Source organism: Sphingomonas cavernae, assembly GCF_003590775.1.
Taxonomy (GTDB): Bacteria; Pseudomonadota; Alphaproteobacteria; order Sphingomonadales; family Sphingomonadaceae; genus Sphingobium_A; species Sphingobium_A cavernae.
In genome coordinates this window covers 1,322,624-1,335,331 of record NZ_QYUM01000003.1, presented here as the reverse complement: position 1 = coordinate 1,335,331, position 12,708 = coordinate 1,322,624, and the positions used below count along the sequence as shown (strand labels likewise).

The following is a 12,708-nucleotide window of genomic DNA, read 5'->3' as shown; positions in this document are numbered from 1 at the left end:
ATGTCCGTTTCTCCATCGCGGCAAGGTCAAGGGCGATTTCCGATCGCGTCAGAATGAATCCTAAAACTCGTTCCCCAGCCCCGCGGCATGCTTGGCGGCGATATAGCCGAAGGTGAGCGACGGGCCGATGCTCGCGCCCGCGCCCGGATAGACGCCGCCCATCACCGAGGCGCTTGAAACGCCCGTTGCATAGAGCCCTTCGATCGGCGCGCCATCGGCCTTGACCACGCGTCCCTGCGCGTCGGTCACGACGCCGCCATAGGTAGAGACGTCGCCCGGCACGACGGGCACCGCATAGAACGGTCCCTTCGCAATGTCGCCAAGCGCGCGCACAGGGCCGTGATAGGGATCGCCGAGCCATTCGTCATAGGCGCGCTCGCCACGGTGGAAATCCTCGTCCTTGCCCTGCGCGACAAAACCGTTCCAGCGCGCGACGGTCGCGGCGAGCGTGGCGGGCTCGACCTTGATGCTCGCGGCCAGCGCCTCGATCGTATCGGCCTTGTGCAGATAGCCCGATTCAAGCCACCCCTTGGGCGTCTTCTTGTCGATCCATTTGCCGGCGACCTGATAGTATTCGGCATATTGCTGGTCGAGGATCGCCCAGCTCGGCACCGCGGGCACCGCCTGGTTCCGCTTGAGCATGGTCTCGCAATAAAGCTCGTAAGACCCGCCTTCATTCATGAAGCGCACGCCCGTCTGATCGACCAGGATCGCATGCGGCTTGCCCGTCAGGCTCTGGGCGGGCGGCGTGACATAGGCTCGCTCCCAACCGGGCGCGAGCGTGCTTTGATAGCCGACCATCTGGTCCATCTGCGCGAGCACGCCGCCGATCCGTTCCATCTCGACATGCAGGTCGCCGGTGTCGCTCTCATTGGTCTGCGACCATTCGGCACGCGTGCCCGGCATATATTTGTCGCGCATCGCCTGGTTCTGCGCGAAGCCGCCCGCGTTCACGAGCACGCCCAGCTTGCCGCCGACGCGCCAGGGCTTGCCGTCCTTCACCGTTGCGACGCCTGTGACCTTGCCGTTCTCGACGATCAGTTCGCTGACCGGGGATTCGGTGCGGATATCGACGCCTGCCTTGAGCGACGCCTGAAGCATCCGCCCCTGCAGCGCGGCGCCGGCAGTCACATAATGCTTGCCGGTCAGCCGCGTGCCGATCGTGCGCAGGATCAGCGAACGCTTCACTTTCTTGAGCGCGGGATCCCGGCGGACATATGCGAGCTTCATCCCTTCCTCGAGGCGGGCGGGCACTTCCAGGAAGCCCTTGCGCAGCTTCTTCGCCCACGGCCCCAGCTCCTTCTTGTCGAAGGGCTTGGCGACAACCGTGCGGCTGGTTTTGCAGCCCCCTGGCGCTTCGTCATAATAATCCGGCCAGAAGCCGGAGGCGGAGCCACGTTCCAGTTCCACGCCCTGACCGACAAGAAAGTCGATCATTTTCGACCCTTCGTTGACATAGGTGAGGCGCTTTTCGTGCGACGAACCGGGGATGTCGGCGCATATGGCGTCCAGATAGTCGATGCCGGCCTGCGCGCTGTCCTCGTCCCCGGCTTCCTTCAGGAAACGGTTGTTGGGAACCCAGATGACGCCGCCGGATTTCGCGGTCGTGCCGCCCACCCAGCGCGACTTTTCGAGGATCAGTACGGATTTGCCCGCCTGCCGCATGACGAGCGCCGAACTCATCGACCCGGCGCCGCTGCCCACGACTACCCAGTCGAATGTCTCGTCAAACCCGCTCATGCACCGCTCTCCCTGTCTTCCCGGCCGGAATAGAGCGCCGTCGGGTAGCGCGCACAAGTGCTTATCGCCCCGGCGACATTTGCATATCGCCCCGGCGTGATAAGGGGGTGCCAGGGAGATTCTGCCGATGACAGCCGACGTTCCGAAATTCCGCACGATCCTGCTCGAGCGCCGCGGCCGGATGCTCGTCGTGACGCTCAACCGCCCCGACGCGCTCAATGCGGTGAACCTCGAGCTTCATGACGAGCTTCCCGACGCACTAGCCTTTGCGGGCAAGGATACGGAATCGGACGTCATCCTGCTGACCGGCGCGGGCAAGGCCTTCTCCGCGGGTGGCGATATCGCGCATATGGAGCGCAACGCCGCCAATCCGCACCTGTTCGACCATGAGGCGCGGCAGGCAAAGCGCATCGTGTTTGCGCTGCTCGACATCGAAAAGCCCGTCATCTGCCGCATGAACGGCCACGCGGTCGGGCTCGGCGCGAGCATCGCGCTTCTGTGCGATGTGATCTTCGCCGCCGACACCGCCAGGATCGGCGACCCGCATGTCGGCATCGGGCTTGTCGCGGGCGATGGCGGCGCGGTGATCTGGGCACAGCGCATCGGCCTGACGCGCGCCAAGGAATATCTGCTCACGGGCGAGCTGCTGACAGCATCAAAAGCGGCTGAGATCGGGCTGATCAACTATGCCGTGCCCGCGAACGAACTGGATGCAGCCGTCGATGCCTTCTGCCAGCGCCTGCTCGACGGCGCGCCAAACGCCATTCGCTGGACCAAGGTGCTGACCAACATTGAGCTCAAGCGGATCGCGGGCGCGGTGATGGAGGCCGGGATCGCCTATGAGTCCGTGAGCGTTCGGAGTGCCGATCACCGCGAGGGGATCGCAGCGCTCAAGGAGAAGCGAAAGCCCAATTTTACCGGCCGGTGACGGCGCTCCTATTGTTCAGGCCGCGACCGGTTCGGCGGCCTCGGCGGGCGCATCGAGTTCTGCCACAAGCGTCGCGACGCGCGTCCGGTACTTGGCGACGCCTGCTTCCTTGACCGCGCCGTAGCCGGCGACAAGGCCGGCGGCGGCTGCAATTTCGGTGGCCGCTGCCAGGTTCGTCTCGGTCAGGCGGTTGGCGACGTCCGATATCAGCTCCCGATATTCGTCGATCAGCGCCCGCTCCGTCCGGCGTTCGGCGGTGTAACCGAAGGGATCGAACATGGTCCCGCGCAGGCCCTTGAGCTTCGCCAGCATGCGAAACAGCGGGAAGATCCATGGTCCGAACTCGATCTTCTTCGGACGTCCCGTTTTCGCATCCTTGACGCGTGAGATCAGCGGCGGGGCCAGATTGGCCGAAAGCCTGAAATCACCATCGAACTGATCGCGCAGCGCCGCCATGAAAGCGGGATCGACGTAGAGCCGGGCGACCTCATATTCGTCCTTATAGGCCATCAACCGCGCGAGCTGCCGCGCGACCTCGATTAGGAACGGCTCGGCATCGAGATGCCCGAGACCCGCCGCCAAGCCATCGACAAAGGCGCGATATTCGCCCGCGTAAGCCGCATTCTGATAGGCGGTGAGATGTGCGGCCCGGCTCTCCACCATCGTGGCGAGCGTTTGCGGTCGGGGCGCGTCATGCTGCGGCGTTTCGGCGAAGGCGAAAAGCCCCTCGGGATCGTGTGCCGCCAGCCGCCCCAGTGCCAGCGCGTCGAGATTGGCCTTCACCGCAACACCGTTGAGCCGGATCGCCTCCTCGATCGACGCGATCGAGACAGGCAGAAGTCCCTTCTGCGCCGCAAAGCCCACCATCATCTGGTTGGTGAAAATGGCATCGCCCAACAGCCGGGTCGCCAGCACCGCAGCGCGCACGGTCTCGATGCGTTCGGGCGCAATGCGCTTTTCGATCGCCTTCAGAAAGCGGGTCGCCGCAAGGTCCAGCGCCGCGTTAGTCTGGAACTCGCCGGTCGGCGCGACATCCGCATTGCCAAGAAACCGAGTGCCTTCATGCACCGTGTTCAGCACATCGGGCGCGGTCGCGACGATCAGATCGCAGGCAAGGATCATATCGGTCTGCCCCGTGCCCAGCCGGGCGGAGGGAATAGCGGAGACATCGCGCGCGATGCGGATATGGCTGGTGACCGCCCCGCCCTTCTGCGCCATGCCCGTCATGTCGAGCACCTTTGCGGTCTTGCCCTCCAGATGCGCCGCCATGGCAAGCACAGCCCCGACTGTCAGCACGCCAGTGCCGCCGATGCCGGTAACCAGCATCGCGTGGCCCGCGCCACTGCCCGCGACCACCGGTTCAGGCAATGCTGCGCGCCGTTCCGACAACGCCTCCATATCCAGCGCGCGTTTGGCAGGCCTGCCGCCGCTGATCGTCACGAAGGACGGGCAGAAGCCTTTGATGCAGCTAAAATCCTTGTTGCAGCTCGACTGGTCGATCATCCGCTTGCGGCCGAACTCGGTTTCGACCGGCTGGATGGAGAGGCAGTTGGACTGTTTTGAACAGTCCCCGCAACCTTCGCAGACGGCAGCGTTGATGAAGAGGCGCATGTCCGGATCCGGATGATCCCCGCGTTTGCGGCGCCTGCGCTTTTCGTTGGCGCAGGTCTGTTCATAGACGATGGCGGACGTGCCCTTCAGCATACGAAGTTCGCGCTGGACCTGATCAAGCGCATCCCGGTGGAGAACGCGCACCCCCACCGGCAGCGCGCTGGACGCGAAGCGCGAAGGATCTTCGCTCACCAGTATGACGGGCTCGACGCCTTCGACGACCAGCTCGCGCACGGTCTGCTCGGGTGTCAATGCGCCTTCGGCGGGCTGCCCACCGGTCATCGCGACCGCGTCGTTGTAGAGGATCTTGAAAGTGACGTTGCTCTTCGCCGCGACCGAGGCGCGGATCGTGAGCAGGCCCGAATGCGTATAGGTGCCGTCGCCCAGATTCTGGAACATATGCGGCGTGTCGACAAAGCTTTGCGCCGCGACCCAGGGCATGCCTTCCGAACCCATGCCGACGGTGGGCAGCGTCCGCCGCTCAGGCATATAGGCCGCAAGCCCGTGGCAGCCCGTCGCGCCCATCGCGCTGCTGCCCTCGGGCACCACGGTCGAGCTGTTGTGCGGGCAGCCCGAGCAGAAATAGGCAGGCCGGATGGCGGCGGCCATGGTGTCTCTGCCCGCCGCGTCCAGCGTGTCGAGCCGCGCGGCTTGTGCCCGCAGCGCGTCGTCGATCAGGCCCAGCGCGTCCAGCCGGTTCAGCAGCGCGCGACGCACCCGCCCCGCATCGAGCACGCCAACCGATGAAAGCAATGGAGCCCCCTGCGGGGTGCGCTTGCCCGCAAGCTCTGGGCGCTGATCGGCGGGCACGCGGTAGAAGAGCGAGGATAGCTGCTCCTCCAGCAGCGGACGCTTTTCTTCCACAACCAGCACTTCGCGGCTGCCCGAACAGGCGTTGCGCGCGAAATCGGGTTCGAGCGGCCAGACCATGCCGATCTTGACGACGCGAATGCCAAGCGCGGCGCAGCGTCCGGCGTCGAGCCCGAGATCGAGCAGCGCCTGGCACACATCGAGCCACGCCTTTCCGGCACTGACGATGGTGAGGTTGCGTGTGGGCGCATCGGTCGTCACCCGATCGAGTGCATTTGCAACGGCGAAGGCCTGCGCTGCGGGCAGACGATGATCGACCGTTAGAGCCTCCATCTGAAGCGCTGTCATGCCCGGCCGAATATGAAGATTGATTGCCGGGTCAAGCGCGGGCTGCGCGATCGCAAAACCCGGCGCCGGCAGCCTGACGGTCGAGGTCAGATCCAGCGTGTCGGTAATCGTCTTCATGCTCGTATAGAGCCCCGACGCGCGCGACAACGCCCAGCCAAGCTGGCCATATTGCAAGATCTCATCGGTCGTCGCGGGATAGAGCACCGGCATGAAGCCCGCGATCAGCGTGTGTTCGCTCTGGTGCGCCGATGCCGAGGATTTGGCTGCGTGGTCGTCGCCAGCCAGAACGAGCACGCCGCCATGGGGCGATGTGCCCTCCATATTGCCGAGCTTCAGCGCCTCGCACGCGCGGTCGACACCAACGCCCTTGGCATACCAGAGCGAGAACACGCCCTCCACGCGCGGCTGACCGAACCAGTCGAGCTGCTGCGTGCCGCGTAAGGAGGTCGCCGCGAGTTCCTCATTGAGGCCTGGCTCGAAGCGGATGTCATGCGCGTCGAGCAGCTTGTCCGCAGCCCAGAGCTGCGCGTCGAGCGTGGTGATCGGAGATCCGCGATAGCCGCTGACATAGCCCGCGGTGTTCAGCCCCGCCGCCCGGTCGCGCCGCGCCTGATCGAGCAGGAGGCGCACTACGCCCTGCAGCGAGGAGAGCATCACCTGCCCGTCTGCCTGCGTGTATTTGTCGTCCAGCGTCACGACCGTCTTGGTCATGCCGTCCTCTCTTCGCTGCGGGCAGTATCGGGCGCCATCAGCCAGCTATAACCCGGTCGCGAAAATTGCCGTTGCCTGCGCTGGAGACGCGGCTTGACCGGCTGCGCGCTCTATTGCAGCAGCCCGCCGCTCTCGGTGTAACGCTGATAGTCCGCGTGCACGATCTCCTCGCCGACGCCCCCGCGGAACTCGCGCGGATTGATCTCGAACACGCGCTTGAACATGCGGCTGAAATGCGCCGCGCTCTTGAAGCCGACGCCATAGGCGATCTCGCTGATCGAGATGTCGCGCGGATTGGAACTCGACAGCCAGCTCTTCGCCTTTTCCAGCCGCTGCTCCCACACCAGTTCGGAGAATGTCGTCCCCCTGAGACGCAGCAGCGACGACAGGTAGCGCGGTGAAATGCCGCAGCCCTTCGACACCATCGCGGTGGAGAGGTCGGGGTCGGACAGATGCACTTCGATGAAACGCAGCACATCCTCCAGCCGCCGGTCGGTGACCGACTGGCGCGCGGGCATCGCCGTTTCATCCGTGCGAACGGCATGGCCGATGATGGTGAACGCGGTATCGAGCAGCGTCCGTGCCGTATCGGGCCCAAGCCGGCCGTCGTCCCTGAAAATATCGGTGAGCATGTTTTCCGCGATCACCAGTTCGCGCCGGTCCATCGGCATGAACAGCCCCGTGCTCAGGTCATGAGGGATATGCGCGCGCAGGATGTGCGTCGGCACCGTCACGTGCAGGACTTCGTGCACCCCTGCGTCGTCCGGCTGGCATTCGATGAAGAAGGGCGACATCGAACGCGTGATGACGAAGTCGCCGGGATGCGCGGTGCGGTTGCCGCACTGGTTGGAAATGACCAGACCGCCACGCTTCACGAACCAGAGGACCGAAAGATCCGTGGCGTCCTGGCGAATGTGCTGGCGCGTGCGGCGAAAGAACAGCCGCGTTGCCGAGCGCAACAGGATGATCGACGCTGGCCCGACGGGCTTGCGCTCCGCGCGGACGTCGACCACGCTCGCGTCCTCGATCCAGTAATCGCCCTGGTAATATTCCTGGTCGCGTTGCCCGCGAAACAGGGTCTGGCATTCGCGATAATTGCGCTTGTCGAGCGCGAAAAGTGTCTCAGCCATGATTGCCTCTCCTGCCGCGACCCCGTCCACCCGTCTTCATGCGGGTCGACTGATCCGTCGCCGGCCTCATCTGATGTCCATGCTAGTCCACCCGGAAAACGCCGCCATGCCGATCATGCAGGCTGATCGACATTTCGCGCAGCCAATCCTCACACCGCGCGTTCAGGGCTTGGCGCGCCCGCCCCGGCTCAGCCGCCATTCGGGCGGATAGGCGAGGTCGCGATCCTTGACGACATTGTTGATGCCCTTGCCGAACACGCCGTTGCCGAGGTTCACATCGTCCTCGACATCATTCTTCATCGCGGGCAGCACGCCTTCGACGAAGCCGGTGAGCAGGCTCCCCATATATTCGCCGCGATACTGCTTGTAGAGTTCGATGAAGGTCTTTTGCACCACCACCACGTCGAGCGGACGCGTGATCGAACAGGCCTTTGCGTATTTCGCGGTCTCCGCCTCGAGCTGGTCGCGTGGCACGACGCTGTTCACGAAATTGCTGTCCGCCATTTCCTTCGCGGTGAAGGGTCGTCCGGTGAACAACATCTCCGAAAATTTGCGCACGCCAATGGTTTCCAGCCAGGTCCACAGCCGTGGTCCCCAACCTGCATAGCGGAAGGACGGATGGCCGAAGAGCGTGTCGTCCGAACAGACGACGAGGTCGGCGTCGGCCGCCTGGTAGAAGTGCCAGCCATAGCAATAGCCCTTGGCCTCAACGATGCTGATCTTCTTGAATTCCTGCAGCGGGCGGTTGCCCGCACGCCCCTTGGCATAGTGATCGGTCAGGCCGTGGAGGTAGCGGAAGCTTCCCGCGGGTGGATATTGAACGTCGGGATCGTCGATCTCGAGATCGGCGAGAAAGTTCGAATTCTCGTCGGGATTGAGGTAAAGGTCGCCATGTTCGGCAATGTCCCCACCCGTGCCGAAATCCTCGCCTTCGCCGCGGATGACGAGCACCTTCACATCATTGTCGATATTGGCCTTGTGGACATATTCGCCGAACAGCAGCCGCATGCCGATCGTGGTCGTGTTGGACTTGCCCGGGCGATCGAAGGTGATCGTCGCGATCTTGGTGACCTTGTCCTTTTCATAGCGGACGAACTGTTCCGCTTCCTTCTTCAGCTCAGCCGCGCTTGCGTCCGCCATGATCCTCTCCCGTCGCAATCCATATTTGTTCACGACGCTGCCACAGCGTCTGCCCCGCGTATTGGCATTTGACGCAGCCCCCTCGACAATGGACGCCACGCCCCTTGCCCGTTAGGCTGCGTGCCGCGATGATCCTGCCACAGGCTGAAAGAGGCGCGCCCGTGGACGAGCATGAATATTTCTTCGGGCTGGAAGGGCCGCTGGACGCAATCCCCGCGAGCGGGCAGATGCGCGCCGCCAATCTGACGGGCTTTTCGGATTATGCGCGCATTCGTGGGAGCGACGCGCACCGCATCCTCGAACGCCATGGGCTGGAACCGCGCACGCTCGTCGATCCCGACAGCCATATCGGCTGCCAGCAGGTCGTCGACGTCTTCGAATATTGCAGCACGCTGTTCGACGATCCGCTGTTCGGACTGAGGCTCGCCCATCTCCAGGACCCCGACGTGTTCGGTTGCGTCACCGCGCTATGCCGCGCCGCGCCCGACCTGCGTTCGGCGGTGGGTTGCCTTGTCGACTATATCCCCATCGTCCATTCGCCCGAGGCCGATCTGGAACTGGTGGAAGGGCTCGACACTGCGGAACTGCGCTGGAACGTCAGGACAGACATGGGCGTCAACGATCAGGCCAATTATCAGGCGCTGATGCTGATGCTGAAGCTGCTGCGAACGGTTGGCGGCAACAGTTTCAAGCCCGCCTATGTTCATCTGGCCGTCGATGCGCGACCGCGCGATGTGCCCGAGATTGAGGGGCTGGTCGCCTGTCATGTCCTCAACCGCGCCGAGCGCAATGCGATTGGCTTCCCGGTGCAGGCGCTCGACCAGCCGATCGCCAGCGCCAACCGACTGATTTTCCGCCTGCTCGGCGGCTATCTCGCCCGGGTGAAGCTCGTGAACCGGGCCAACATCGTCGAGCGCACCGCAAGCTATGTTCGCGGCGCGCTGCCCGCCGGCACCTGCTCGATCGAACGCTGCGCGGAAAAGCTCGGCCTCTCCGTACGCACGCTGCAGGCACGGCTGGCGGTGCACGACATCAGCTTTTCGGACCTTGTCGAGGCGCAACGCGAAAACCTCGCCCGGATCTACCTCAAACAAACGCGCATGCCCCTCGACGAAGTGGCAGAGCGGCTGGGCTATGGCGAACAGACGAGCTTCGGCCGTGCCTTCAAGCGCTGGACGGGAACGACACCGCGCAAGTTCCGCGCCGTTGGCGGTTCCAGCAACGGCTGACAAAGCGTTTCTGCGTTTCTCGCCCGAGGAAGGCCGGCATCGATTTCGGATCGATTGACGCGCGCTCCATGATCATGAACAGAAAAATTGACGTGTAACCTCGATGCAACAAGTCGAGAGAAAATGTTGTCGCGCCCAGTTTCCGCTTCGCGCAAGCAGTTTCGAGTGCTTTACTTGCCGCCAATGGCGCCGAGACGCGACATTGCGATCCCGGGCCGTATGTTTTGTCAGGGGAAAGCCATGTCGAAACAATCACAACATCTCTGGATTTCGTGCGCATCGGTCGCTCTCGCCGTTGGTTTCACTGGCCACACGCCGGCCGCTGCGCAGTCCAATGTGCCCACCGACAGCCAGGAAGCCGGGACGTCCGCCGGCGAAGATATCATCGTCACCGGGTCCCGCATCCGCCGCAGCCCGCTCGAGCAGGATGCGCCGATCGTCTTCGTCGACCAGGAGGATATCGCGAAGACCGGGCTCAACTCGGTCAACGACGTGCTTCAACGCCTTCCAAGTTCGGGTGGCGGGCTCAACGGCAAGTTCAACAACAGCGGCAATCTCGGCAATCCGCCCGACGGCGGCGGCGTAGGCGCGGGTTCCGCCGAGATCGATCTGCGCTATCTCGGATCACGGCGTGTCCTCGTTCTGGTCGACGGCATCCGCTATGTAAACGGGGCGTCAGCGAGCGGCGTACCCGGCTCGACTGACCTCAATTCGATCCCTGAAAGCGCCATCGAACGCATCGAGGTGCTGCAGGACGGCGCTTCGTCGATTTATGGCTCCGACGCGATCGCGGGTGTCGTCAACATCATCACGAAGAAACAACAGCAAGGCCTGATGGCTGCGGCCCAGATCGGTCTCTACGACCGGGGCGATGGGGCCACCCAGAACTACCAGCTTAGCTGGGGCAATGGCGGCGACGGACCGCTGCAGATCGTCGTCGGCGGCAACTATGTAAAGCAGGAGGGTGTCTCGGCCGGCGCCAGGGATATCTCCCGCTTCCCTGCGCCCTATTCAGACACCTGTGCGGACGGAGGCTGCTCGGGCTTCCTTCCCAATGGCCGGTACGCCATATTCGGGCAGGACCTGACGCTCAACGCGCCGGTGCTCGGGCGCCCTTCCACTCCAGCAGATTTCCGTCCTTTTGCCGATCCCGCCGACCGGTTCAATTTCGGGCCGTTCAACTTTCTCCAGATCCCGGTCGAGCGATACGGGGTGTTCGGCAACATCCGCTACGAGGTATCGGACGCCATCAACTTTTCGGTCAAGGGCATCTGGAACCAGCGCAAGTCCAAAAACCGGGCGGCGCCGCTGCCATTCGGCATTGGTCCGGCCGCCGGCATCACCCCCGTGCTCGACGCGACCACGGTCGACGCTACCAATCCCTTCAACCCGTTCGGTGTCACCCTCGATGCCTCCAATATGGACTTCATTTTCCGGCGCTTTGTTGAGGGCGGACCACGTCGGTTCAACCAGACCGTCGACACCATCTATGGGGTCGCGACGCTCGACGGCGAATTCGATGTCGGCGAGAGCAATTGGTACTGGGACGTCAACGCCGCCTATGGCAAAAACAAGGCTGAGCAGACGATGCTGGGGAATATCAACTCCGATCGTCTGCGCCAGGCGCTTGGTCCGATCGCGAATTGCACGTCCCCCTGCGTGCCCTTCAACCTGTTTGGCGGGGCTGGTTCGATCACCCAAGGAATGCTCGATTTCGTCACCTTTGAACAGCACGATAGCAGCGAGCAGGAGATGTGGGATTTCACCGGCAACGTGACGGGCAGCCTGTTCACCCTGCCGGGCGGAGATCTCGGCATAGCTGCCGGGGTCGAGTATCGCGATCTCAAAGGCCGCTTCGACCCTGACCCGGTCGTCGCCGCGGGTTTCAGCTCCGACATTCCCGCGCGGCCGACGCGGGGCAGCTATTCGGTGTGGGAAGCCTATGCCGAACTCAATGCGCCGCTTTTGGCTGATCAGTCATTCTTCCAGTTGCTCGAACTGACCGGTGCGGTGCGTTTCTCCGACTATTCGACATCGGGTTCGACATGGACGTTCAAGGGCGGGGTCAACTGGAAGCCGATCAAGGATCTGCGCCTGCGCGCCTCCTATGCCGAGGGCTTCCGCGCACCCTCGATCGGCGAGCTCTTCGGAACACAATCGCGCTTCGACCAGCAGCTTGACGACCCCTGTTCGTCGCATGCGGGAAATACCGCCCCGCTCCGCTTCCAGAATGACGCCACCGTGCGCGCTAATTGCGTCGCTGCCGGTGTTCCTGCCAATGGAAGCTATCAGCAAGCCAACCCGCAAATTTCGGTGCTGGTCGGCGGCGATGAGAGCCTTGAACCGGAAACATCAGAGAGCTGGATCTTTGGCGGGGTCATCAGCCCCTCTTTCCTCCCCGGCTTTTCGATTGAGGTGAACTATTACGACATCAAGATCAGGGGCGCGATTCAAGCGATCGATGCAGAGGTGACGGTCACCAACTGCGCCGTGGACAATGATCCGGCGGCGTGCGCACTGGTTACGCGCGTCGGCGGTCAACTGACACAGGTCGTTGGCATCCTCCAGAACGTCGCGGGCATAAACACCGACGGTATCGACGCCAATATCACCTATCGCTCGGGGGAGACGGGAGCCGGCCGGTTCGGTTTCACCTGGAACAATACCTTCCTGCTCAACTACGACGTAATCGTGGCCACCCAGGTAATCAGTCGCGAGGGGACCGAGCAGGGCAGTCCGTCTCAAGGCTTCCCCAAATGGAAGTCCGTCGGCATCCTCGACTGGGATATGGAAAACTTTGGCGCCACGCTGACTGGCCGCTACATTTCCAAGCTTCGCGAAACGGGCGGAAATGTCATGAAAGACCGCTTCTACACCGACGTGCAACTGCGGTTGACTGTCGGTGAGGACAAGGATTTCGGCTTTGCGTTGGGCGTGAACAATATCTTCGACACCAGGGCGCCGGGATGCGTGACCTGCGATATCAACAATTTCGACCCGACGACGTATGATCTCCCTGGCCGCTATCTCTACGCGCGGGCGACCTTCAAAATGTAGGCGC

At 63.2% G+C, this 12,708-nt stretch carries 7 protein-coding genes; 3 read left to right on the top strand and 4 right to left on the bottom strand.

What is annotated here, in order from left to right; translation table 11 throughout:
• Nucleotides 1–60 precede the first annotated feature (60 nt).
• Entirely contained in the window at nt 61–1,740 is a 1,680-nt protein-coding gene (locus D3876_RS14040) for an FAD-dependent oxidoreductase (protein ID WP_119763140.1), read from the bottom strand.
• Between the two features lie 127 nt (nt 1,741–1,867).
• On the opposite strand from D3876_RS14040, the gene D3876_RS14035 reads away from it, so the two are divergent.
• Nucleotides 1,868–2,668, top strand: coding sequence for an enoyl-CoA hydratase/isomerase family protein (locus D3876_RS14035; RefSeq protein ID WP_119763138.1), 801 nt, complete (start codon nt 1,868–1,870; stop codon nt 2,666–2,668).
• A gap of 15 nt (nt 2,669–2,683) precedes the next feature.
• Here D3876_RS14035 and D3876_RS14030 read toward each other — a convergent pair whose 3' ends face one another.
• The 3 genes from D3876_RS14030 to D3876_RS14020 all read right to left on the bottom strand — a co-directional run bounded on the left by D3876_RS14030 (nt 2,684) and on the right by D3876_RS14020 (nt 8,418).
• Nucleotides 2,684–6,148 (bottom strand): indolepyruvate ferredoxin oxidoreductase family protein, encoded by a 3,465-nt coding sequence (locus D3876_RS14030; protein ID WP_119763136.1) that lies wholly within the window; start codon nt 6,146–6,148, stop codon nt 2,684–2,686.
• A 110-nt stretch (nt 6,149–6,258) separates the two neighbouring features.
• Nucleotides 6,259–7,278 carry a helix-turn-helix transcriptional regulator gene (locus tag D3876_RS14025; RefSeq protein ID WP_119763134.1) on the bottom strand — a complete coding sequence of 340 codons (1,020 nt, stop codon included), beginning with the start codon at nt 7,276–7,278 and terminating at the stop codon, nt 6,259–6,261.
• Nucleotides 7,279–7,440: 162 nt separating this feature from the next.
• Complete coding sequence (locus tag D3876_RS14020) at nt 7,441–8,418, bottom strand: enoyl-CoA hydratase/isomerase family protein (protein WP_119763132.1); 978 nt, start codon at nt 8,416–8,418, stop codon at nt 7,441–7,443.
• Between the two features lie 161 nt (nt 8,419–8,579).
• On the opposite strand from D3876_RS14020, the gene D3876_RS14015 reads away from it, so the two are divergent.
• Both D3876_RS14015 and D3876_RS14010 read left to right on the top strand, forming a co-directional pair.
• Nucleotides 8,580–9,647, top strand: a complete 1,068-nt coding sequence (locus D3876_RS14015) for an AraC family transcriptional regulator (RefSeq protein WP_119763897.1) — start codon at nt 8,580–8,582, stop codon at nt 9,645–9,647.
• 240 nt (nt 9,648–9,887) lie between these two features.
• Complete coding sequence (locus D3876_RS14010) at nt 9,888–12,704, top strand: TonB-dependent receptor (protein WP_119763130.1); 2,817 nt, start codon at nt 9,888–9,890, stop codon at nt 12,702–12,704.
• Nucleotides 12,705–12,708: the final 4 nt, after the last annotated feature.